Source organism: Serratia liquefaciens ATCC 27592 (genome assembly GCF_000422085.1).
Classification (GTDB): Bacteria; Pseudomonadota; Gammaproteobacteria; order Enterobacterales; family Enterobacteriaceae; genus Serratia; species Serratia liquefaciens.
The window spans coordinates 296,488-320,021 of the sequence record NC_021741.1; the positions used below are offsets into that span (position 1 = coordinate 296,488).

General features: G+C 55.1%; 22 protein-coding genes, 3 tRNA genes and 1 pseudogene. 13 read left to right on the top strand and 13 right to left on the bottom strand.

Annotated features, from left to right (window positions below):
• Positions 1-22 precede the first annotated feature (22 nt).
• From M495_RS01320 to aspA, 4 genes and pseudogenes are all read right to left on the bottom strand, one after another.
• Complete coding sequence (locus M495_RS01320; RefSeq protein ID WP_020824879.1) at positions 23-1,732, bottom strand: protein-disulfide reductase DsbD; 1,710 nt, start codon at positions 1,730-1,732, stop codon at positions 23-25.
• Positions 1,708-2,031: a divalent cation tolerance protein CutA gene (gene cutA, locus M495_RS01325; RefSeq protein WP_020824880.1), complete on the bottom strand. Its 324-nt coding sequence runs from the start codon at positions 2,029-2,031 to the stop codon at positions 1,708-1,710. Before cutA ends, M495_RS01320 begins: the two co-directional genes overlap by 25 nt.
• Positions 2,032-2,155: 124 nt before the next feature.
• Positions 2,156-3,456, bottom strand: a pseudogene (locus M495_RS01330) (anaerobic C4-dicarboxylate transporter).
• A 126-nt stretch (positions 3,457-3,582) separates the two neighbouring features.
• A complete protein-coding gene (aspA, locus tag M495_RS01335) occupies positions 3,583-5,019 on the bottom strand; it encodes an aspartate ammonia-lyase (RefSeq protein ID WP_020824881.1) in 1,437 nt (478 codons plus the stop codon).
• Positions 5,020-5,364: 345 nt separating this feature from the next.
• Here aspA and M495_RS01345 point away from each other — a divergent pair, with 345 nt between their 5' ends.
• From M495_RS01345 to M495_RS01360, 4 genes are all read left to right on the top strand, one after another.
• Entirely contained in the window at positions 5,365-5,856 is a 492-nt protein-coding gene (locus M495_RS01345) for an FxsA family protein (RefSeq protein ID WP_020824883.1), read from the top strand.
• Positions 5,857-6,040: 184 nt separating this feature from the next.
• Positions 6,041-6,334 carry a co-chaperone GroES gene (locus M495_RS01350; protein ID WP_004952634.1) on the top strand — a complete coding sequence of 98 codons (294 nt, stop codon included), beginning with the start codon at positions 6,041-6,043 and terminating at the stop codon, positions 6,332-6,334.
• Positions 6,335-6,378: 44 nt separating this feature from the next.
• Positions 6,379-8,025, top strand: a complete 1,647-nt coding sequence (gene groL / locus M495_RS01355) for a chaperonin GroEL (protein WP_020824884.1) — start codon at positions 6,379-6,381, stop codon at positions 8,023-8,025.
• Positions 8,026-8,264: 239 nt separating this feature from the next.
• Positions 8,265-8,609, top strand: a complete 345-nt coding sequence (locus M495_RS01360; protein ID WP_020824885.1) for a DUF4156 domain-containing protein — start codon at positions 8,265-8,267, stop codon at positions 8,607-8,609.
• Between the two features lie 83 nt (positions 8,610-8,692).
• Here M495_RS01360 and epmB read toward each other — a convergent pair whose 3' ends face one another.
• Positions 8,693-9,721, bottom strand: a complete 1,029-nt coding sequence (gene epmB / locus M495_RS01365; RefSeq protein ID WP_041414135.1) for an EF-P beta-lysylation protein EpmB — start codon at positions 9,719-9,721, stop codon at positions 8,693-8,695.
• A 42-nt stretch (positions 9,722-9,763) separates the two neighbouring features.
• On the opposite strand from epmB, the gene efp reads away from it, so the two are divergent.
• The 4 genes from efp (at position 9,764) to sugE (ending at position 11,317) form a co-directional block, all read left to right on the top strand.
• Entirely contained in the window at positions 9,764-10,330 is a 567-nt protein-coding gene (gene efp, locus M495_RS01370) for an elongation factor P (protein ID WP_020824887.1), read from the top strand.
• Between the two features lie 71 nt (positions 10,331-10,401).
• Complete coding sequence (locus M495_RS24745; RefSeq protein ID WP_232103375.1) at positions 10,402-10,530, top strand: entericidin A/B family lipoprotein; 129 nt, start codon at positions 10,402-10,404, stop codon at positions 10,528-10,530.
• A 122-nt stretch (positions 10,531-10,652) separates the two neighbouring features.
• On the top strand, positions 10,653-10,784 hold the full coding sequence (locus M495_RS01375) for an entericidin A/B family lipoprotein (RefSeq protein ID WP_020824888.1): 132 nt from the start codon (positions 10,653-10,655) through the stop codon (positions 10,782-10,784).
• A gap of 215 nt (positions 10,785-10,999) precedes the next feature.
• Positions 11,000-11,317: a quaternary ammonium compound efflux SMR transporter SugE gene (sugE, locus tag M495_RS01380; RefSeq protein WP_020824889.1), complete on the top strand. Its 318-nt coding sequence runs from the start codon at positions 11,000-11,002 to the stop codon at positions 11,315-11,317.
• Here the strand turns inward: sugE and blc are convergent.
• The 5 genes from blc to frdA all read right to left on the bottom strand — a co-directional run bounded on the left by blc (position 11,311) and on the right by frdA (position 15,235).
• On the bottom strand, positions 11,311-11,844 hold the full coding sequence (blc, locus tag M495_RS01385; protein ID WP_020824890.1) for an outer membrane lipoprotein Blc: 534 nt from the start codon (positions 11,842-11,844) through the stop codon (positions 11,311-11,313). The two genes, sugE and blc, sit on opposite strands and share 7 nt — an antisense overlap.
• Before the next feature lie 87 nt (positions 11,845-11,931).
• On the bottom strand, positions 11,932-12,291 hold the full coding sequence (gene frdD / locus M495_RS01390) for a fumarate reductase subunit FrdD (RefSeq protein WP_020824891.1): 360 nt from the start codon (positions 12,289-12,291) through the stop codon (positions 11,932-11,934).
• Between the two features lie 12 nt (positions 12,292-12,303).
• Positions 12,304-12,696: a fumarate reductase subunit FrdC gene (frdC, locus tag M495_RS01395; protein WP_020824892.1), complete on the bottom strand. Its 393-nt coding sequence runs from the start codon at positions 12,694-12,696 to the stop codon at positions 12,304-12,306.
• Positions 12,697-12,711: 15 nt separating this feature from the next.
• A complete protein-coding gene (locus M495_RS01400) occupies positions 12,712-13,446 on the bottom strand; it encodes a succinate dehydrogenase/fumarate reductase iron-sulfur subunit (RefSeq protein WP_020824893.1) in 735 nt (244 codons plus the stop codon).
• Positions 13,439-15,235, bottom strand: a complete 1,797-nt coding sequence (gene frdA, locus M495_RS01405; protein ID WP_020824894.1) for a fumarate reductase (quinol) flavoprotein subunit — start codon at positions 15,233-15,235, stop codon at positions 13,439-13,441. The genes M495_RS01400 and frdA overlap by 8 nt, the downstream gene beginning before the upstream one ends.
• A gap of 385 nt (positions 15,236-15,620) precedes the next feature.
• On the opposite strand from frdA, the gene epmA reads away from it, so the two are divergent.
• Positions 15,621-16,598: an elongation factor P--(R)-beta-lysine ligase gene (epmA, locus tag M495_RS01410; protein ID WP_020824895.1), complete on the top strand. Its 978-nt coding sequence runs from the start codon at positions 15,621-15,623 to the stop codon at positions 16,596-16,598.
• A 69-nt stretch (positions 16,599-16,667) separates the two neighbouring features.
• On the opposite strand, the gene mscM is transcribed toward epmA, so the two are convergent.
• The 3 genes from mscM to rsgA all read right to left on the bottom strand — a co-directional run bounded on the left by mscM (position 16,668) and on the right by rsgA (position 22,051).
• Complete coding sequence (mscM, locus tag M495_RS01415; RefSeq protein ID WP_020824896.1) at positions 16,668-20,015, bottom strand: miniconductance mechanosensitive channel MscM; 3,348 nt, start codon at positions 20,013-20,015, stop codon at positions 16,668-16,670.
• A gap of 13 nt (positions 20,016-20,028) precedes the next feature.
• Entirely contained in the window at positions 20,029-20,925 is an 897-nt protein-coding gene (asd, locus tag M495_RS01420; RefSeq protein WP_020824897.1) for an archaetidylserine decarboxylase, read from the bottom strand.
• A 76-nt stretch (positions 20,926-21,001) separates the two neighbouring features.
• Positions 21,002-22,051, bottom strand: coding sequence for a small ribosomal subunit biogenesis GTPase RsgA (gene rsgA / locus M495_RS01425; RefSeq protein ID WP_020824898.1), 1,050 nt, complete (start codon positions 22,049-22,051; stop codon positions 21,002-21,004).
• Positions 22,052-22,234: 183 nt separating this feature from the next.
• Here rsgA and orn point away from each other — a divergent pair, with 183 nt between their 5' ends.
• The 4 genes from orn to M495_RS01445 all read left to right on the top strand — a co-directional run bounded on the left by orn (position 22,235) and on the right by M495_RS01445 (position 23,331).
• Positions 22,235-22,780, top strand: coding sequence for an oligoribonuclease (orn, locus tag M495_RS01430; protein ID WP_020824899.1), 546 nt, complete (start codon positions 22,235-22,237; stop codon positions 22,778-22,780).
• Between the two features lie 204 nt (positions 22,781-22,984).
• Positions 22,985-23,060: transfer RNA gene (locus M495_RS01435), tRNA-Gly, on the top strand.
• 64 nt (positions 23,061-23,124) lie between these two features.
• Positions 23,125-23,200, top strand: a tRNA-Gly gene (locus M495_RS01440).
• 55 nt (positions 23,201-23,255) lie between these two features.
• Positions 23,256-23,331: transfer RNA gene (locus tag M495_RS01445), tRNA-Gly, on the top strand.
• The last annotated feature ends 203 nt before the right edge of the window (positions 23,332-23,534 follow it).

The window sequence follows — 23,534 nt, forward strand, 5'->3', positions numbered from 1 at the left end:
CGGTTCTGAACTTCAGTGTTATTTATTGCACTACTTTCTGCAAATGCGCGTTGAACGTTGGAGCATCCATAAATCCAGTCACCCGCTGGGCCGTCAACTCTTGTCCTGCGCCGTTAAAAAATAGAATTGTCGGCAAACCCAGGACTTTCAAGTGCTTGAGCAGCGCTGCCTGTTCGGCATTGTTGGCGGTCACATCCGCCTGCAGCAGCACGGCATTGGCCAGCTTAGCCTGAACGGCCGCATCACTAAAGGTATACTTTTCGAACTCTTTGCAGGCGACGCACCAATCGGCATAAAGATCCAACATCACTGGTTTACCCTGTGCTTGCTGCAGCGCCAGGTTGAGCTGCTCCACATTACTGATCTGCGTAAAGTTCAGATGTGGTGCTGCCTGCTGAGTGCTGTTAACGCCAAAAGCCCAGTCTTGCAACGGCCGTGCGGCAATCACTGCCGCTGCCAGTAATAGCATCTGTAAAACACGGGCCCAGCCGCGGGAGGTTTTCAGGCTAAGGGCAAATGCCCAGCCGAAGAACGCCAGGCCCAGCAGGCTCCACAGCCGCAGCCCCCACAGATCGCCGATCACACGCTCCAGCAGAAATACCGGCAGGGCGAGGATCACAAAGCCGAAAGCCTCTTTGACATACTGCATCCATGGGCCGCTGCGCGGCAGCAGGCGGTTGCCGAACAGAGTGACGAGCACCAGCGGGATCCCCATGCCTAATGCGTAAAGGTACAAGGTACCGCCGCCGGCCCACATATTACCGCTCTGGGCAATGTAGAGCAGAATCGCGCTGAGTGGTGCGGTGGTACAAGGGGAACAGATCAATCCAGCCAGAGCCCCCATCAGGAACACGCCGGGCAGCGAGCCTCCTTTTTGGGTATTGCTCCAGCCCGCTAAACGCGTTTGCAGCGATGCCGGTAATTGCAAGGAATAGAGGCCAAACATCGACAATGCCAAGGCGATAAACAGCACTGAGAGGCCGATCAACACGTACGGATGTTGCAGTGCCGCTTGAAACTGCAGCCCGGCGGCAGCGACCACCAAACCCAGCAAGGTATAGGTCAGCGCCATACCCTGCACGTAAACCACGGCCAACGCCAAAATTCGACCGCTGCTATGCGGTTTTTCACGGCCCAGAATGATGCCGGAAATCAGAGGATACATCGGCAAAACGCAGGGGGTGAAAGCGATACCGATACCGATCAGCAATGCCCACAGCGGTGAAAACGGCAGATCATTGGGAGCCGGTACCGGCTCTGCCGCAGTAGGGAGTATCGGAGCGGCGGAGGCGCTCACGGCATTCAACGGGATCACGCGCGTTTCCGGCGGGTAGCAGAAACCGGCTTCCGCGCAGCCCTGGTAGGTCACGCTCAGGCTGGCATCTGCCGTTGCTTGTTGCAGCGGAATCTTCAGATTCAGCTGTTGCTTGAAAATGGCGACCTCGCCGAAAAATTCGTCTTTGTGGCTCAGCCCGGCGGGCAGTTCAAAGGCGCCCAGCGTGGCCTGCTTTGGCACCAGTTTGATCTGCTGGCGATAGAGGTAATAACCGGGACGAATTTGCCAGTCCAGCGACAGCTGATTGCCTTGCTGTTTGAAATCAAAGGGGAAGGCCTGATCGACAGGCACGAACTGGCTACCGCCGTTTTGGCCGAACAGCGAAGCCTGGGCCGCCTGCGGCAGAAAGAACAGGCTGCAAAGCAGAAAAATCAGTTTAATGAGGCGTTGATCCATAACAGGTAGTCTTTATCTCCGGCCATCACCGGCAGCACCAACAGTTCTGGCGTCTGGTAGGGGTGATGTTGTTTCAGGTAGCTGAGCAGGGCATCTTGATGGTGGCAATCGCTTTTGAACAGCATCTGCACTTCATATTCCTGTTCCAGTTTCCCTTCCCAGTAATATAACGACGTTGCGCCGGGTAACAGCGTGGCGCAGGCCGCCAGCTTTTCCCCCAGAACCCGGGCCGCCAGGTCTTGTGCCGTAGCCTCATCGGGTGCGGTGCAGAGTATGACGACAGCTTCGCAATCAGACATCTTCAGCCCTCTCATCCAGATTATCAGTGGGCACTATACCTTGAAGGGCGGTCAGCTAGAAGGCGAGTTTATCGCCAGTGGGGCAGGAGAGGGGAAACCGGGGCCGCAGCCCCGGGGTGAAGCATTACAGCATCACGCTGCCCAGCAGGAAGCCAAACAGCACCGCCAATATCACGCCGATGGTGCCGGGGATAAAGAACGGGTGGTTAAACACAAAACGCCCGATGCGGGTGGTGCCGGTATCATCCATTTGTACCGCGGCGACCAGGTTGGGTAGGTTGGCAGGATAAACAGGCCGGAAACGGCGGCGAAGGAAGCCACTGCGGTCAATGGCGATACGTTCAACGCCAGCGCCATCGGCATCAGCGCCTTGGCGGTGGCGGCCTGAGAATACAGCAGCGCCGAGCAGAAGAAGAAAATCACGGCCAACAGCCACGGATGCGATTGAATCACCGTGCCAGCAGTCTCTTTGATCCAGTCAATGTTGGCTTGAACAAAGGTATCACCCAACCAGGCTACACCCAGAATACAGATACAGGCGCTCATACCGGCCTTAAAGGTGCTGGAATTAAGCACCATATCGGTATCGACGCGGCACAGCAGGGTGGTCAGGGTAGCGACGCTAAGCATGATGATTAGAATGGCGTTGGTGGTGTTCATCAGCGGTTTTGCCACCAGGCCCAAGCCCGGGCTGTTGATGATGGCGTAGGCCACTACGCACAGCACACCTAGCAGGAACAGCAGCACCGACACTTTGGCGCGGGGTTTGATTTCCATGATCTTGTTGCCGCGCAGTGTTACCAAGCCTTCTTCCAGGCGTTTCAGGTAAACCGGATCGTCCGACAATTTGGAGTCGAACAGCCAGCTTACCAGCAGCGACATCACCAGTACGGCGCAGAAGGTAGACGGCATCACGACCATCAGCAGGTGCAGATAGCTGACGCCGTGTCCTTCCATCACTGAAGACATGTACACCACCGCGGCAGAAATTGGCGAGGCGGTGATGGCAATCTGGGCGGATACCACAGCGGTAGACAGCGGACGGCAAGGCTTGATGCCCTGTTCTTTCGCGACTTCAGCGATCACCGGCAGTGCGGAAAGCGAAATGTTGCCGGTACCGGCGAAGATAGTCAGAAAATAGGTGACGATCGGTGCCAGAATGGTGATGTGCTTGGGGTTCTTGCGCAGCAGTTTTTCCGTTTGCTGCACCAAATAGTCCATACCGCCGGCGACCTGCATCGCCGAGATCGCGGCAATCACCGCCATGATGATGGAAATGACGTCGAACGGAATACTGCCCGGTTTCACGCCAATCAACGCCAGGACCAAAACCCCCAGCCCGCCTGCAAATCCAATCCCGATACCGCCCAGCCTGGCCCCTAAAAAAATGGCCAGCAGAACGATAACCAATTCTACGGCTAACATAGTGTCTACTCCTTAAAATAAGTTTTTTTGAAAACGAAAAGTTAAAATTTTGTGGGCGATGGAAAGTAAAAAGGCACGCTATCCAGGGGGATTTAGCGTGCCTTTTTGGGCTACCGGGTGTGTCTGTTATTGTTCATTTTCATCCGTATAGCGTTTGGCTTTATAGGCCGGGTGCATCAGGTTCTCCACGGAGAAGATGTCATCCAGCTCGGCTTCGGTCAGCAGACCGCGTTCCAGCACGACTTCACGTACGCTCTTGCCGGTTTCGGCGCAGATCTTCCCGACGATGTCACCGTTGTGGTGGCCAATGAACGGGTTCAGATAGGTGACGATACCGATAGAATTGAAGACGTAGTGCTCGCACACTTCTTTATTCGCGGTGATGCCGTTAATGCATTTTTCCAGCAGGTTATAGCAGGCGTTGGTCAGGATGTGAATGGACTCGAACATCGCCTGGCCAATCACCGGCTCCATGACGTTCAACTGCAGTTGGCCCGCTTCGGCCGCCATGGTAACGCAAGTGTCGTTGCCAATCACCTTGAAACATACCTGATTGACCACTTCCGGTACGACCGGGTTGACCTTGGCCGGCATGATGGATGAGCCCGCTTGCAGTTCCGGCAGGTTAATTTCGTTCAGACCGGCGCGTGGGCCTGAAGACAGCAGGCGCAGGTCGTTGCAAATTTTAGACAGTTTAACTGCGAGGCGTTTCAGCGCACTGTGCACCATTACGTAGGCGCCGCAGTCGGAGGTGGCTTCGATCAAGTCTTCGGCCGGCACGACAGGCAGGTTGCTGACCTCTGCCAATTTTTGAACCGCCAGTTGCGGGTAGCCTTCCGGGGTGTTCAGCGCCGTCCCGATTGCTGTCGCACCCAGGTTCACTTCCAGCAGCAGCTCGGCGGTGCGATGCAGGTTGCGGGTTTCTTCTTTCAGCAACACGCTGAACGCATGGAATTCCTGGCCCAGTGTCATTGGCACCGCATCCTGCAACTGGGTGCGCCCCATTTTCAGGATGGTTTCAAACTCTTTTGCCTTGCGGTCAAACCCTTCACGCAGCTGGTTGATGGCGTCGATAAGCTTCTGATTGGAGGCGTAAACCGCAATGCGGAAACCGGTTGGGTAGGCGTCGTTGGTAGACTGGCACTTGTTGAGATGATCGTTAGGGTTCAGGTATTGGTATTCGCCTTTCTGGTGGCCCATCAGCTCCAGACCAATATTCGCCAGCACTTCGTTGGTGTTCATGTTCAATGAAGTGCCCGCGCCGCCCTGGAACACATCCACCGGGAACTGGTCCATGCATTTGCCTTTATCCAGCACTTCGTCACAGGCCTGGATGATGACATCAGCGATTTTACGTGGAATGGTTTTGAGTTCTTTGTTCGCCATCGCTGCGGCTTTTTTTACCATTACCATGCCGCGAACAAACTCGGGCACATCGCTGATTTTGCTGTTGCTGATATAAAAGTTTTCAATCGCACGCAGAGTGTGAACACCGTAATAGGCTTCTGCGGGGACTTCACGTGTTCCTAACAGGTCTTCTTCGATACGAATGTTATTTGACATGTGAACCTTCTTTGTATTGCTGCCGAATTAATTAATTGTCAGGGAACCAAATTATGTTGCCGAAGGCTTCAGGCATGAAACGATTAACCACTGTGCCCGTTGCTGCCCAGATCATATGCTGGTTAGTAATAAATGACTGAATCCAGATCACCTTCTGAGTCTTCTTAAATTGCCTGTTTCTGGTTCTGTGATCCCTTTCACGTTTATTAACTTTAGCAATAAAAAAGGGCCTTTGGTTGAAATGCACGCCGGCAGACCCCATTGTATTTAGGTCGGCCGTTAACCGGCCCCCTTTTCGCGCCGTCGCCAACGTGCGGTTGCGCAGATCTACCAGAGGAGAACCAGGTGCGCTGGTTACCGTTACTGCTGATATTTCTGTTGGCTTACATAGAGATATCCCTATTTATTAAAGTCGCCGCCGTATTGGGCGTGGCGATTACCCTGTTGCTGGTGGTGTTCACCTCCTGCGTCGGCATTTCGCTGGTGCGCAACCAGGGCATGAAGACCTTCATGCAGATGCAACAAAAGCTGGCTGCAGGTGAAAGCCCTGCGTCGGAAATGGTGAAAAGTGTTTCACTGGTATTAGCGGGCTTCTTGCTGCTGGTGCCGGGATTCTTTACCGATTTCCTCGGCCTGTTGTTGTTACTGCCCCCGGTGCAAAAATCGCTGACGTTGAAACTGATGCCGCATCTTTCCGTTTACCGCCCCGGCGGTTGGAGCCAGGGCGGTAATGCTGCCAACGGCAACACCTTCGACGGCGAGTTCCAGCGTAAAAACGACGATCGCTATACGCTGGATCATCAGCCCGACGATCATGACAAACGCAACGATCGTTGAAAAAACGCGGCCCAGGCCGCGTTTTTCGCATCAGTAGCTCAGTATTGCCATCAAAAGCGAAAATTTTTTTGGCCGCCCCCTTGAAGGGGGATGGAATGCCCCCATTTCAAATCCCACAAGCCGGTATTCACAATCCGGTGACAACCCTAAATCTGATAGAGACCTTCTTACAGGAGAGCGTTCAATGAGTATTCGTCCATTGCATGACCGCGTTATCGTCAAGCGCAAAGAAGTTGAATCAAAATCTGCTGGCGGCATCGTCCTGACTGGCTCTGCAGCGGGTAAATCTACTCGTGGCGAAGTTGTCGCAGTGGGTAAAGGGCGTGTTCTGGAAAGCGGCAACATCCAGCCGCTGGATGTGAAAGTTGGCGATATCGTGATTTTCAACGACGGTTACGGCGTGAAAGCAGAGAAGATCGACAATGAAGAAGTGTTGATCATGTCCGAAAGCGACATTCTGGCAATTGTTGAAGCGTAAGTGCGCTTTATCTTCTGAACTGAACGAGTTGAAGGGAAATACCAATGGCAGCTAAAGACGTAAAATTCGGCAATGACGCTCGCGTGAAAATGCTCCGCGGCGTGAATGTTCTCGCTGATGCAGTAAAAGTGACCCTGGGCCCGAAAGGCCGTAACGTAGTGCTGGATAAGTCCTTCGGCGCTCCTACCATCACTAAAGATGGCGTATCTGTTGCTCGTGAAATCGAACTGGAAGACAAGTTTGAAAACATGGGCGCACAAATGGTGAAAGAAGTTGCCTCTAAAGCGAACGACGCTGCGGGCGACGGTACCACCACTGCAACCGTACTGGCTCAATCCATCATCACCGAAGGCCTGAAAGCTGTGGCTGCCGGCATGAACCCAATGGATCTGAAGCGCGGTATCGACAAAGCGGTTATCGCCGCTGTTGAAGAACTGAAAAAACTGTCCGTACCTTGCTCTGACTCCAAAGCTATCGCTCAGGTAGGCACCATCTCTGCAAACTCCGACGAAACCGTCGGTAAACTGATTGCAGAAGCGATGGAGAAAGTGGGCAAAGAAGGCGTTATCACCGTTGAAGAAGGCACTGGCCTGCAAGACGAGCTGGACGTTGTTGAAGGTATGCAGTTCGATCGCGGTTACCTGTCTCCATACTTCATCAACAAGCCAGAAACCGGTTCTATCGAACTGGAAAGCCCGTTCATCCTGCTGGCTGACAAGAAAATCTCCAACATCCGTGAAATGCTGCCAGTACTGGAAGCCGTAGCGAAAGCCGGCAAACCACTGCTGATCATTGCTGAAGATGTTGAAGGCGAAGCGCTGGCTACTCTGGTGGTTAACACCATGCGCGGCATCGTGAAAGTGGCTGCGGTTAAAGCACCTGGTTTCGGCGACCGTCGTAAAGCCATGCTGCAGGACATCGCTACCCTGACTGCCGGTACCGTTATCTCTGAAGAGATTGGTCTGGAGCTGGAAAAAGCGACCCTGGAAGACCTGGGCCAGGCTAAGCGCGTTGTGATCAACAAAGACACCACCATCATCATCGATGGCGTGGGCGACGAAGCGACTATCCAAGGCCGCGTTACCCAGATCCGTCAGCAGATCGAAGAAGCGACCTCTGACTACGATCGTGAAAAACTGCAGGAGCGTGTCGCTAAACTGGCTGGCGGCGTTGCCGTTATCAAAGTGGGCGCAGCAACTGAAGTTGAAATGAAAGAGAAGAAAGCCCGCGTTGAAGATGCCCTGCACGCGACCCGTGCTGCGGTTGAAGAAGGCGTGGTTGCCGGCGGTGGTGTTGCACTGATCCGTGTAGCAAGCAAAATCGCTAACCTGAAAGGCGACAACGAAGACCAGAACGTCGGTATCAAGGTTGCACTGCGCGCGATGGAATCTCCACTGCGTCAGATCGTAATCAACGCCGGTGAAGAAGCTTCCGTGATTGCCAACAACGTGAAAGCAGGCGAAGGCAGCTACGGCTACAACGCTTACACCGAAGAATACGGCGACATGATCGCGATGGGGATCCTGGATCCAACCAAAGTAACCCGTTCTGCTCTGCAGTACGCGGCTTCTGTGGCTGGCCTGATGATCACCACCGAGTGCATGGTGACCGACCTGCCAAAAAGCGACGCACCTGATTTAGGTGGCGCTGGCGGTATGGGTGGCATGGGCGGCATGGGCGGCATGATGTAATCATCCCCCACGTTCGCGTGTGCAAAAGCCCCGGCCAATTGGTCGGGGCTTTTTTTTGCGTGCTTTGTCTCACTGCTTTTGATGATATTTATGCAGACCGGGCTGATTTAGCTGGTAAACTGATCTTTCATCAGCTGTCGCTCAAGACGTTGGCCAGCACCAGTGGCAACGGATGCTTAAGAGATAGCAACGCTTTCTGATAAGCTTTTGCGAAACTCTCAATATAGATGGGGAACAAGATGCGGATTAAAGCCTTACTGGGTCTTTCGGCAGCCTTGCTGCTGGCAGGTTGCAGCAGCACCAATGAACTTTCCGCCGCAGGTCAGCAGGTTAAATTTACCGATACCAAACCGGCGGCAGAATGCCAGCTGGTGGGCGAAGTGACTGGCACCCAGAGCAACTGGTTGTCCGGTAACGGTGGTGAAGGCAGCTCCATGCGCGGCGCGGCAAACGATCTGCGCAACAAGGCAGCGGCAATGGGCGGCAACGTGATTTATGGCGCGACCAGCCCAAGCCAGAACCTGCTTTCAAGCTTTGCCCCACTGGACAGCAAAATGGCCGGCCAGGTTTATAAGTGCCCGTAACGCAAGATTAATGCGTACGTCATAGCATAAAAAAGAGGCATGCCCAGGCATGCCTCTTTTGTTTTTGTCATTCCGCCGGTCAGTCAATCTTGCATCAGGCGCAGGTCGAGCGGCGTTTTGCTTGGCTTGCCGCCGACTTCACGGGTCAGACGCGGCACCATATATCCGGAAACCTTGCTCAGCAGCGCCTGCATAATGGCGCGCGCTTCATCGTCGCTGACCATAAAGTGTGCCGCGCCTTGTACCTTATCCAGCACGTGGATGTAATAGGGCAGGATACCGGCGTCAAACAGCGCATTGCTCAGCGCCGCCAACGTGTCGGCGTTGTCGTTGATGCCGCGCAGCAACACACTTTGGTTCAGCAAGGTGACGCCGGCCAGACGCAGTTGCGCCATGGCTCCCTGCAGTTCACGGTCAATCTCATTGGCATGATTGATGTGCGTGACCATCAGCACCTGTAGGCGTGAGGCCGACAGCCTGCGGCACAGTTCTGGCGTGATACGTGCCGGGATCACCACTGGCAAACGGGTGTGGATGCGCAGGCGTTTTACGTGCTCAATGGCTTCCAGTTCCTCGATCAGCCAGTCCAGCTCGTGATCTTTGGCCATCAGCGGATCGCCACCGGAGAAAATAATCTCATCCAGTTCCGGGTGTTGGCGGATATAATCCAACGCCTGACGCCAGTTGGCTTTATTGCCCTGGTTGTCCTGATACGGAAAATGGCGACGGAAGCAGTAGCGGCAGTTAACCGCACAGCCGCCTTTAACCAACAGCAAAGCACGATTACGGTATTTGTGCAGCAGGCCTGGCACCACGCTACGCTGTTCGTCCAGCGGATCGGTCGTGAAGCCGGGTGCATTGATGAATTCTTCGCTGGCGGTCAGAACCTGACGCAATAGTGGGTCATTGGCGTCGCCGGGACGCATGCGTGCGGCGAAGGCGCGGGGTACGCGCAATGCAAACAGCCGACGGGCTTCACGGCCCTGCGGCAGGTCCGGATGCGTATTCAGTGACAAAAGCTGCAGTAATTCATCGGGATCGGTAATAACATCGGCGAGTTGATGCAACCAATCTTCTCTATATGCCGTACTTTGGGTTATAATGTGTGCCATTTTTTTGGCTAAGCTACCAGTTTAAATATTCAGAGGGCCATCATGGCGACTTATTCTAGCAACGATTTCCGTCCGGGTCTTAAAATCATGTTCGAGGGCGAACCTTACGCTATCGAATCCAGTGAGTTCGTTAAACCGGGCAAAGGCCAGGCATTTGCGCGCGTTAAAATGCGTCGTCTGCTGACCGGCACTCGCGTTGAGAAAACCTTCAAATCTACCGACTCTTGCGAAGGCGCGGACGTGGTAGATACCAACATGAACTACCTGTACAACGACGGTGAGTTCTACCACTTCATGCACCCTGAGACTTTCGAGCAACACGGTGTTGAAGAAAAAACCGTTTCTGATGCGGCAAAATGGCTGCAAGACAACGCAGAATGTATCGTTACCCTGTGGGACGGTCGTCCAATCGCGGTTCAGCCACCGAACTTTATCGAAGCAGAAATCACTGACACCGATCCAGGTCTGAAAGGTGATACTGCCGGTACCGGCGGCAAGCCTGCCACCCTGAGCACTGGCGCCGTGGTTAAGGTTCCATTGTTCGTACAGATTGGTGAAGTTGTTCGCGTTGACACTCGCTCTGGCGAATACGTTTCACGCGTAAAATAAGTTTCAAAAGAAAGGAGCCCTGCGCGGCTCCTTTGTTTTACCTTCCGTATCTCGTTGGCAGAATCTACATAATGAAAAAAACTCTGTTAGCCGTTGTCTCCCTACTGTTACTGATGTCCCTCAGCGGCTGTAATACTTTCCGTGGTTTCGGTGAGGACGTTCAGCACCTCGGCGGCGCTATTTCGCGTACTGCCAGCTAATAACCATTAAAGCCTCTAATGTAATCGTGCGAAATAAAACCATTTTAAACAGCAACTCTCGCTAATATTTACTACGCTTAGAAAGCCGTACTTTTTCATCACTGACAAATAAGGACTTTCCTATGCTGAAGAAAAGTATTATCGCGATTTTCTCTTTGATGATCTTGACCTCATTGACCGCATGCAACACCACTCAGGGCGTGGGCGAGGACATCCAGGCTGGCGGCAAGGCTATCCAGCGTAGCGCGGAATAACTCCCTTTACTGACTTGCGGTATTCCGCGAAAAGCTGCCCAAAGGCATCGTTGTGGGATACCGCTTCCCCTGTTGACCTATCTCCTGCCGAAAGCTTTGTACTGTTATCCTCCCCGGCAGTGGGTATAATCCCCCGGCATATCACAACGCTAAATGGGACGACCCGTTTACGCATCTGCATTCGGGGACGACCCCACCGTTATGGAGCCTGTTTCATGGCTTGGATTATTCTGCTTATTGCCGGTTTGTTGGAAGTCGTATGGGCTGTTGGCCTGAAATACACCCATGGTTTTACTCGTTTGACCCCCAGCATTATTACTGTTGCCGCCATGGTGGTCAGCATGCTGCTGTTGGCACATGCGATGAAAACGCTGCCCGCCGGCACGGCTTATGCCGTTTGGACAGGCATTGGTGCGGTAGGCGCGGCAATTATGGGGATGGTGTTACTTGGTGAATCAACCAATATCGCACGCATCCTCAGCCTGTGCCTGATTGTTGTCGGCATACTTGGGTTGAAGTTCAGCAGTCACTGATGCTGCGTTTGTTTCACCCAGATTAGCTTATCCGTATCAAAGCCGTTGTTTTTCGCGGTTTGCACTAATCTGTCGCGCGTGGCGGCGTCCAGCGTCGGCGTGCGCGACAGTATCCACAAATACCCTCGGTTTGGGCCGCAAACCAGCGCGTAGCGATAATCTGCATCCAACTCAATCACGTTATACCCACCGTAGAAAGGCCCAAAAAAGGACACCTTGAGTGCGGCTACCTGCGGTGAGCCGGTAAAATAGGCCTTGCCCGTGCTTTCCTGCCATTGTTGTTTTTGCGTATTAAAACCCCGGTTCACCACTTTGAGGCCGCCGTCTTCGCGTGGGCTGTAGTTGGCGGTGACCTGTTCGAGGCCGCGTTCAAAACGGTGATCAAAACGCGCGATTTCATACCAGGTGCCGAGATAGCGCTGGCTGTCGAAATCATTCACTACTTTGATGTTCTTCGGCGGGGAAACGCTGCAAGCGGCGGAAAGGAAGGCGGGAATGATCGCGCATAGCTTTGACCGAAAACGCATTGGTTACTCCTGTTTACCGGGTTGGAATAAACAGTGTAGCCGAAAGGCAAAGCAGACGGCCAACGGGAGTTGGCCGCCAGAAGTGTTTTACAGCGTCACCACGCCGATAACGGTGACGACGCTGAGGATGGCCGCCAGGCCATAGAAGACCCATTTACCGGCCGGCACGTGGATTTTCAAATCGTGCATCGCATGGTGAATACGGTGCAGACCGCACCACAGCGGCAGAATAATCATCAGCAGCAGGAACAACCGGCCAATCAGGCTCTGGCAGAAAGCCAACACGCGGTCATAGCCCAGCGCATCGCCAGGGAACCACCCCAGCGGCAGCAGAATGCCGACCAGCAGCACGATAGCGGGCGCGATGATCGCGCCCCACATGCCGCCGGCGCCGAATAATCCCCAGAAAACCGGTTCGTCTGAGCGTTTAGGTGCTTGATTTATCATGTTTCCTCCGGATTACAGCAGGGCCACGGCCAGGATGACCACGCTGGCGACCAGCGTTACCGCCCACAGCGCTTTGACGATAGGCCCTGGCCCCATTTTTTCGCTGTTGACCACGATATTGGCGGCTTTCGGTGCCAAATCGAACCAGGTTTTGGTGTGCAGCAGCGCCGCCAGCAGGGCGACTACGTTAATCAGCAGCACCAGCGGGTTTTGCAGAAAACCGACGAACCCTGCCCAGCTCTCCGCACCGCCTTTCAGCGCAAAAACGCCGTAGATCAGCACGATGCTGAACCACACGGCCGGCACCGAGGTCCCTTCACGCAGCATATAGAAACGATAGAAGCCGAGCTTTTGCCACCAGGTTGGCGTCATGGTGCGCACATAGGGCTTACGTTGTGTTGTCATTGCGGTTTCTCTCCCTTATTGCGGCTTCAGCATGGCGATCATGAAGTCTTTGGCACTTTCCACCTTGCCCTGCTGGATAGCAGCGGCCGGGTCGACGTGCTTCGGACACACTTCAGAGCAGTAGCCGACAAAGGTACAGCTCCACACGCCGTTTTGGCCGTTGAGTTGCGCCATGCGCTGTTTCTGGCCGTGGTCGCGATTATCCAGGTTGTAGCGGTGCGCCAGGGTGATTGCCGCCGGGCCGATGAACTCTGGGTTCAAACCGAACTGCGGGCAAGCGGCGTAACACAGCCCGCAGTTGATACAGCCGGAGAACTGGTGGTACTTGGCCATCTGCGCCGGTGTTTGCACGTTAGGGCCGTCTTCCGGTTTGCGGTTATTGCCGATGATGTAAGGCTTAATCGCCTCCAGGCTTTCGATAAAGTGGGTCATATCGACCACCAGATCGCGTTCAATCGGGAAGTTACCCAGTGCCTCTACCTTCATGCCGTCGGTGTATTCGCGCAGGAAGGTCTTGCAGGCCAGCTTCGGTACCCGGTTGACCATCATGCCGCACGAGCCGCAGATAGCCATGCGGCATGACCAGCGGTAGGAAAGGTCGGGCGCCAGGTTATCCTTGATGTAACCCAGCGCGTCGAGCAGCGAGGTTTGTTCATCGTAAGGCACCGCGAAGGTCTCGAAATGTGGCTCTGCGTCGCATTCCGGGTTATAGCGCATGACCTCGATTTTCAGGGTGTTCATCTCAGCCATTTGCCTGCTCCTTATCCTTTTTGTCCTGCGCTTCGGCTTCAGCGCCGTACACACGTTTGGCCGGTGGCAGTTTGGTGATCTTCACGTCGCTGTATTCCAGGCGCGGTGCGCCGTTAGGGTTATGGAACGCCAGCGTATGCTTCAGGAAATTCACGTCGTCACGTTCGGTGCAGCCTTCATCCAGACGCTGGTGGGCGCCGCGGGATTCTTTACGGTTAAAGGCGGAGTGCGCCATGCATTCGGCGACGTCCAGGCCGTAGCCCAGCTCGATGGTGTACAGCAGGTCAGTATTGAACACGCTGGAGTTATCGGTGATTTTGACGCGCTTGAAGCGTTCTTTCAGCTCAGCCAGTTTATCGATGGTTTTTTGCATCAGTTCTGGCGTGCGGTAGATACCGCAGCCTTCTTCCATCGACAACCCCATTTCATCGCGGATCTTCGACCAGTTTTCGCTGCCTTCCTGCTTCATCAAATTGCTGAGTCGGGTTTCGACGTCGCGCCCTTGCGCATCAAGGGCACTGCCATTGGCCGGGCCAGATTCCAGCGAGCGACGAGCTGCATGCTCACCGGCCACCCGGCCGAACACCACCAGTTCCGCCAGCGAGTTGGATCCCAGACGGTTGGCACCGTGCAGACCGACGGAAGAGCATTCGCCGACGGCAAACAGCCCCTTGATGCGGGTTTCGCAGTTTTGATCGGTTTCAATGCCGCCCATGGTGTAATGCGCCGTTGGGCGTACCGGGATGGGGTCTTTTACCGGGTCGACGCCGACGTAGGCCTTGGCCAGTTCACAGATGAACGGCAGGCGTTCGAGCAGCTTCTTTTCCCCCAGATGGCGCAGGTCGAGATAGACCACGTCGCCGCGCGGGGTGGCGATGGTGCGACCGGCACGCCATTCGTGCCAGAAGGCCTGCGAAACTTTGTCGCGCGGGCCCAGTTCCATGTATTTGTTCTTCGGCTCGCCCAGCGGGGTTTCCGGGCCCATGCCGTAGTCTTGCAAATAACGGTAGCCGTCCTTGTTCACCAGAATACCGCCTTCGCCGCGGCAGCCTTCGGTCATCAGGATGCCGGAACCCGGCAGGCCGGTAGGGTGATATTGGACGAACTCCATATCGCGCAGTGGGATGCCGTGATGGAACGCCATGCCCATGCCATCACCGGTGACGATGCCGCCATTGGTGTTGTAGCGGTACACGCGTCCGGCACCGCCGGTGGCCATGATCACCGCATTGGCGCGGATCTGCACGCGGGTGCCTTCCATCATGTTCATTGCGACCAAACCGCGGACCTGACCGTCATCCACCAGAATATCCAGCACAAAGTGCTCGTCGAAACGTTGGATTTGCGGGTATTTGAGCGAGGTCTGGAACAGGGTATGCAGCATGTGGAAGCCGGTCTTGTCGGCGGCGAACCAGGTTCGTTCAATCTTCATGCCGCCGAAGCGACGCACGTTGACCGAACCGTCCGGTTTACGGCTCCACGGGCAGCCCCACTGTTCCAACTGGGTCATTTCCCGCGGGCAGTTGTGGACGAAATGGTCGACCACGTCCTGCTCACACAACCAGTCGCCACCGGCAACGGTGTCATTGAAGTGGTAGTCAAAAGAGTCATGATCCTGAGTGACGGCGGCGGATCCCCCTTCGGCGGCTACCGTATGGCTGCGCATCGGGTAGACTTTTGAGATGAGCGCGATTTTCAGTTGGGGGTTGGCTTCCGCTGCGGCTATTGCTGCACGTAAACCAGCACCCCCGGCCCCAATAATGGCAAGATCGGCGTTAAAGGTTTGCACTGCATTCCTCCAATATTCTTGTTAAGAACGGCAAATTAAATATCTATGCTTAATATTTATAAATATTCTTCGGGTGCTAACTAACTGAGTTCATTGTCGTTGCATAAAGCTTAAGGATAGATATCTCCCACCAATAATGTGGAATTAACTATACCTAAAGTTAAGTAGAAGAAATTTGATGTGATCGATTGTTTTGCCTTTTAACCGGCGGGCGGAAGGATAATTGCCTATGGGTTAGATTTAACGTTTATTCAACTTTTATTAACCTTTTTGCCAACTATTTATCAGGTAATGTCGAGGTTAAAGCGGCCGAGCTGTTAAGAATTTGTTTGCATGCCAGGATACGAGTAGACTGCATCCCCTGTTTGATTTCGGAGTAATTACCATGAGCGAAACGGCAAGCTGGCAGCCAAGTGCACCCATCGCCAATTTGTTGAAACGCGCAGCGATCCTGACTGAGATCCGGCGTTTCTTCGCCGATCGTGGCGTGCTGGAAGTTGAGACGCCAACCATGAGCCAGGCGACGGTCACCGATATTCACCTGTTCCCGTTCCAGACGCGTTTTGTCGGGCCCGGTGCGGCGGATGGCATGACGCTGTACATGATGACCAGCCCGGAATACCACATGAAACGTCTGCTGGCGGCGGGCAGCGGGCCGATCTATCAGATGGGGCGCAGTTTCCGCAACGAAGAGGCCGGTCGTCATCACAACCCTGAATTCACCATGCTGGAGTGGTACCGTCCGCACTACGACATGTACCGGCTGATGAACGAGGTGGATGATCTGCTGCAGCAGGTTCTGGACTGCGAGAGTGCAGAGACCCTGTCTTATCAGCAGGCTTTCCTGCGCCATCTGGATATCGATCCGCTGTCAGCGGAGAAGGTACAACTGCGCGAAGCGGCGGCCAAACTCGATCTGAGCAACATTGCCGATACCGAAGAGGATCGCGATACGCTGCTGCAATTGTTGTTTACCGTTGGCGTGGAGCCGTACATCGGCCGTGATAAACCGGCGTTCGTTTATCACTTCCCGGCCAGCCAGGCGTCGCTGGCGGAGATCAGCACTGAAGATCACCGCGTGGCGGAGCGTTTCGAAGTCTATTTCAAAGGTATTGAACTGGCGAATGGCTTCCGTGAACTGACTGACAGCCGCGAGCAGCGTCAGCGTTTTGATCAGGACAACCGCAAGCGAGCGGAACGCGGTTTGCCGCAGCACCCGATTGATAACAACCTGCTGGATGCGCTGCAGCACGGTATGCCGGAGTGTTCCGGTGTGGCGCTAGGCGTTGATCGGCTGGTGATGCTGGCGTTGGGCGCTGAAAGCCTGAGTGAAGTGTTGGCCTTCCCGGTCGGGCGCGCATAACCGCTAATTCAGTGCCATTGCGATAAAAAAAGGGTTCGGCCATGGCCGAACCCTTTTTGCATACGGCGGTTACAAACTGCCCGATTCGCGTTTGGTGTTGGGCGCCGGTGTGGAGGCCGGCGTGCGACCGTTGCTGGTCAGGCGGGACAGCGTCTCGCTGCGTACCTGGAATGGTGGGTACGGCAGCGTAATGCCGTGCTCGCGATAGCCGGACAAGATCAACTGATGGATCTCGTGGCGCAACGGCATGCGGTGGCCCATCTCGGCGGCGTAAATACGCAGTTCAAAGATCTGAATACCCTGCTGCAGATCGACCAGATAAACCTCCGGTGCCGGATTATCCAGCACCAGCGAACAGCGTTCGGCGGCATTGGTCAGGATCTTGGTCACTTCTTCGCTGTTGGCTTCTGCCGGTGCCGGTACGGTCAGTACCACACGAGTCAGGTTGTCCGACAGCGACCAGTTAATGAACTGCTCGGTGATAAACGCCTTGTTCGGCACGATGATCTCTTTGCGATCCCAGTCTGAAATGGTGGTGGCGCGGGTGTTGATCTTGGTGACGGTACCGGTCAGGTTGCGGATCGTCACGGTATCACCAATGCGGATCGGTTTTTCAAACAGGATGATCAGGCCGGAGATAAAGTTGGAGAAGATCTCCTGCATACCAAAGCCCAACCCCACGCTGAGCGCGGTCACTACCCACTGCAATTTCGACCATTCGATACCGATCCAGGAAAAGCTGAGGATGGCGCCGAACAACAACAACAGATACTTGGTAATAGTGGTGATGGCGTAGCCGGTGCCCGGCGACAGATCCAGGTGCTGCAGTACCGCCAGCTCCAGCAGGGCCGGCAGGTTACGCACCAACTGCATGGTAACGATCAGCACCAGGATGGCGATCAATACCGCACCCAAGGTGATTGGATGCGCGGTTTCCACGCCGTTGACCGTTGACGTCACGTCCCACAGGGAGATGTTTTCCAGGAAGGCGAAGGCCGAGTGAATTTCTGACCACAGCACGATCACCGACACCAGCGCGATCATCGTCAGGATCGAACGAACCAACCGGAGCGACTGGGCACTGATGGTATCCAGATCGATCTCTGAATCATCCATGTCCATCGATCCTTCGGTGCTGTTGGGCGTATGCGGCGTTTCTTCTTCACCGCGTGCGCGCTGAGCCAGAATATCGGCCCGGCGTTGCTTGGCGCGGTCAAAGGCGATACGTCGCCGTTGGATCAGCATCCAGCGGCGAATAATGTGGTAAATCACCAGCAGGAAGAACCAGATGGCCACCGACGTTTCCAACCGCGCCAACAGTGCCTGAGAGGTGGTCAGATAGCCGACGGCGGAGGCCAGCGCCGCCAGCAGCGGCGCGGACAGCAATAGCCCCCACAGCGCGGTGTTGACCATGTTCTCGCCGGAGCCTTTTTTATCCAGATACAGCGGAATGCCGGCGCGTTTCAGGCTATTGGTGACGATGGCCAAAGCCAGACACAGCAGGATAAAGCACAACCGCCCCAGGGTATTGGCAAACTCGCGTTCTTTCAGGCTGTCGAAGGTGATTAACGCCATGATCAGCGGCACTATCAGCCAGATCGACATTTTGTAATAGCGCATGGCGCGTGAAACCTGCTTCACCGGCCAGCGGAAATGCACGATAAACAACCCCTGCGGGTGGGCGAAGGCGGCGCAAATCATACATACCCACAGGATCGGCAGCGTGGCGGTGACACCCTTGCCGATCGCTTCGGCTACCGGGTAGTTCCAGGCGCTTTGCAGGCCAAAGCCGAGCGCTGCCCAGAGCACCGGCAGCGGCAGTGCCACCAAAATCGACCAGAATACGGTGCGCAGGGTCAGGAAGAATTCGTCCTGGGTCACTTTGCCAACCCGGCTGCTGGCGCGTGTCAGGAAGGCGTGGTAGTGCTTGCGAGAGCTGATGCTGAAAATAACCAGCAGCAGGGCGCCGAAGATGGGGATCAGCGTTTCGCGGCTGGTCACCATCATCATGAAGGCCCCACCGAGCTGTGACAGCGTATCCAGCGACAGCAGACGCGTCAGATCGTGCGCGACGTTAATCGGATAGGACAGGGTGATAGGATTGACGTCAGGCACCCAGAACAGATAGCGGTGGGTGGCGTCCTTGATTTCGTTTAACGCCTCGATCAACTGGGTGTTGGCCACTTTCAGCTTGGTCAGCTCGAGGATCTGCGTATCGCACCCGGACAGCAGTGAATTCAGCAGTTCCCTCTGAGTGCGTAACTGGGCGTCGACAATGCGTCTTTCCGCGCTGGTCAGTTCACTGCCGTCGTCACGTTTGAATTCGCGCTGTGACAGTTTTTCCAGTTGGCTTTCAAACTGCAGGCGCTGTACGCGCAGTTGGGCCATATCGCCATCGAGCTGCTGCGGCTTGGGCATTTCCGGCAGCGTGGCGACCTGAGCACGCAGGGTTTCTCCCAGCGCCGATGAGGAGCCGAGCCACTGGGCCTGTTCGATAATGGTGCTTAATGCCTGGCGCACCTGCAGCGTTTGCGCGGCGGCTTGACGTTGTTGGGATGAAATCAGATCCATGCGCTGGGCCTGATTGTTCAGCGCCGCAGACAGTTCACGGTTGATTTGCAACTGCTGACTGATACTTTTCGGCAGATCGCCATTTTGCTCGGCCAACTGCTCGGTTTTTTCCAGTGCCAGTTCGGCTTCGCGCTGTCGCTGGGCATTGAGGTTATTGCGCAGTGCCTGCAGTTGAACGTCAATCTTCTCGTGGCGCTTTTTGTAGACTTCGGCGCGCATCCGCGCCAGTTCCTGGCGGTTGTTGGCCGACAGCTGTGCCAGTTCGAGCTCATCGACTTTTGCTTTGCGTGCAGCGGCTTCCGCCTGCAATAACGCCAGCGCAGCCTGAGCATGCGGAGTGGTCGGGTTGGCGGGTTGGGCCTGCAGGCGACGTTGAATCTCGGTCAATGCACGGCGAGCGTCGGTTTGCTGCTGCGGCAATTGGCCGAGGGAATCGCTGATTTCCCGCGTGCGCTCCTGCTCTTGCTGCAGCAAACGCGCCTGTTCCAGCAGCAGGCTGCTGGTTTGCAGGATTTGCTGTTCCAAATCGCTGGCCGGCAGGTTATCGCCGTTCGGCAGGATTTTGCTGTCTTCCAGCGCTAACTGACGACGCAGTTCCTGCGTCATCTTGGGGAAATCGTCGATCACGCGCTGATACTGCTCAACGCGCGTTAGCGACTCTTTACGCTCCGACAGCCAGTTGAGGGCGCTTTGCAACGCCTCAGTGGTTTCCGCCTGATTAGGCGCGCTCTTGTTGCTCTCGGCCTGCTTCAGCTCCTGTTTGAGCTGTGTTTCGGTGGGCACCGTGGCGGCCAGCACCGGTTGAGCCAGTAAGCAACCGAGCAATAACGTGATAATCAGGCGCACAGCGTCAATTCCTTCAGATCTGCGGTGTTTCAACGGCAGCAGATGCGGCCGGGATTTCTGCGAAGGCTTCGCCCATGCGGGTCACGGTGCCGTTGTTCAGCTGCGGCGCGAACTGTACGCTGCCTGGGGTAAACAGGTTAATGACTGTCGAACCCAGCTTGAAGCGGCCCATTTCTTCGCCTTTCTCCAGCACGATAGCGCCTTCCGCACCTTCTTCAGGATAGGTCCAGCGTTTGATAATGCCTTCGCGTGGCGGGGTTACCGTGCCGGCCCAGACGGTTTCGATGCTGCCGACGATGGTGGCACCCACCAGGATCTGCACCATTGGCCCGACAGCGGTATCAAACACGCAGATCACACGCTCATTGCGCGCGAACAGGTTTGGCACGTTGGCGGCGGTCAATGGGTTAACGGAGAATAGGTCACCCGGCACATAAATCATTTCGCGCAGCACGCCGTTGCACGGCATATGTACGCGGTGATAATCCCGCGGAGCCAGGTAGGTGGTGGCGAACAGACCGTTACGGAACGGCTCTGCCAGCACATAGTTGCCGGCCAACAGCGCTTCCAGGCTGTAGTTGTGGCCTTTGGCCTGGAAAATTTGGTCGTCGTGGATCTGGCCGAGCTGGCTGATGGCACCGTCTGCGGGCAGGGCCAGCCAGTTGGCGTCGCTGATGATCGGGCGGGCGCCGTCACGCAGCGGGCGTACAAAGAATTCGTTGAAGCTGGCGTAGGCGCTCAGCTCTGGATGTTGCGACTCTTGCATGTTTACGCGGTAATAACGGGCAAAGCCCTTCAGAACCAATTGGGTCAACCAACCGGCCTGCTTGTCCGCACCCCAGCCCGCCAGGCGGGTCAGAGCCAGCTTCGGTAACCAGTACTGCAATTTAATTTTGATGCTATCCAGCACGTTTAACCTCTTGAATCAGGGTAAAGGGCGCGCATTGTAACGCTGGCTCTGCCACCGTCAACGCCGCCCGGCATTATCAGTCTGCGGCATCGGTGAAGTTCTTGCGAACCTTCACTTGCGCCATGCTTTCCAGAATACGGTGATAGTTGTCGAAACGTTCTTTGGCGATATCGCCTTTTTCCATTGCGGCACGGATAGCACAGCCTGGATCGGTATCGTGGCGGCAATCACGGAACTTGCAACCGCCTAAATAGTTACGGAATTCGACAAAACCTTGGGTGATTTGTTCCGGTTCCAGGTGCCATAGGCCAAACTCACGTACGCCTGGGGAGTCGATCACGTCGCCGCCGTGCTGGAAATGATACAGCCGTGCAGCGGTGGTGGTATGTTGCCCGAGCCCAGAGACATCGGAAACCTGATTTACCAGAATTTGCTCTTTGGAAGCTGGCAGCAGAGCGTTAAGCAGGCTGGACTTGCCGACCCCCGACTGCCCGGCGAAAATACTGATGCGGCCGACCAGCGCTTGTTCAAACGCTTCCATGCCTTCGCGCGTCTGGCTGGAGACTTCCAGCACCCGATAACCAATCTTGCGATAGGTATCCATCATGCCGTCGACCCGTTTGCGCGCTTCGGCATCCAACAGATCGATCTTGTTCAGTACGATCAGCGGCTCAACTTCCAGCGTTTCACAGGCCACCAGGTAGCGGTCGATGATGTTCAGCGAAAGCTCGGGTAATATCGCCGAAACGATAACGATTTGGTTGATATTGGCGGCGATAGGCTTCACGCCGTCATAGAAATCTGGGCGTGTCAGCACCGAGGTGCGTTCATGCACGGCCTCGACAATGCCTTTGACCCCTTCATGGGTACCGACGCCAGGGCGCCACACTACGCGATCGCCGGTGACCAGCGAACGCAGCGTACGGCGAATATTGCAGCGGTGTTGGGTGCCGTCCGCTGCCTCAACGTCGGCATGCATCCCGAAACGGCTGATGACGATACCGTCCTGCGGCTCGCCCAGTTGGGAATCATCCAGTTCCGGTTTTTTATCGGTGCGTTTCAGGCGACGTTGATGGTTCGCCTGTACACGGCGTTCTTGACCTTTGGACAGTTTGTTCTTGCTCACTGCGCCTCACTTGAATCCGCTTTATCGCTCATGGCGACCAAAAGGACTATGATACACGCTATTTTATATTAAATAACCGTTGTTAGCCGCCACGCGCAGCGCACCTTGGCCGCTGAACGGCCAGCGCCGGTCGCCGCCTTGCCTACAGTTTGTTTATCTTTTGGCTTTTACGCAGGAAATATCATGACAGGAAACGAAAATAACCTGATTTGGATCGATCTGGAGATGACCGGGTTGGATCCTGAACGCGATCGCATTATCGAGATCGCTACGCTGGTCACCGATGCCAATCTGAACATTCTCGCGGAAGGGCCGGTGATCGCCGTACACCAATCCGATGAACAGCTTGCCCTGATGGATGACTGGAACGTGCGCACCCATACCGGCAGCGGCCTGGTGGAGCGGGTGAAAGCCAGCCAGTTTGACGACCATGCCGCTGAGCTGGCCACCATCGCCTTCCTGCAGCAGTGGGTGCCGGCGGGCAAATCGCCGATCTGCGGCAACAGCGTGGGTCAGGACCGCCGTTTCCTGTTCCGCTATATGCCCGAACTGGAAGCCTACTTCCATTACCGTTATCTGGACGTCAGTACGCTGAAAGAACTGGCGCGCCGTTGGAAGCCGGAAATCCTCAGTGGCTTCAAGAAGCAGGGCACCCACCAGGCAATGGACGACATTCGCGAGTCGGTAGGTGAACTGGCCTATTACCGCGAGCATTTCATCCAGTTATAACGAATGCAGGGCCTCTTGATCGGGGCCCTACTGCCGAAAGCAGCCGATTCCGCCGCTTAATTAATCAGTTTGGCGCTTTAATCGGCAATCAAACAAAAATCGCGTTTTTTTGCTTTCAGGGGCTTGCGGCAAAAAGGATTTCTCGTATAATGCGCACCCCGTACCGATGAAGAATTTCGTTTAGTTCCGACATCGATACGCCGGGCGGGAATAGCTCAGTTGGTAGAGCACGACCTTGCCAAGGTCGGGGTCGCGAGTTCGAGTCTCGTTTCCCGCTCCAAATTCAACAATGCTGCTGATGTGGCGTGATGAATAAAAAAAGTATCAGGTAGTACCCATGCGACGCGGGAATAGCTCAGTTGGTAGAGCACGACCTTGCCAAGGTCGGGGTCGCGAGTTCGAGTCTCGTTTCCCGCTCCAAAAAATTCAAAGGCCATGTTGTTGTTTGATGGCCGGATGCCCAAAGCATCTCAATGCGGGAATAGCTCAGTTGGTAGAGCACGACCTTGCCAAGGTCGGGGTCGCGAGTTCGAGTCTCGTTTCCCGCTCCAATTTTCTCTTCGTTTTAAACTCAGTCCAACGCCTTTACCGGCGCGGTTCTTTGCCCCGTTATACATACCCTGTCGAAATGTTGTGAACAGACTTATCCACAGGTAGCGCTCATAATACCCGCAGCTCAAAAAATCAACGCCACACAAATGAAATATTTATCGCATTGATTTATATGCATATTTATTTATCCGAAAACGTTATA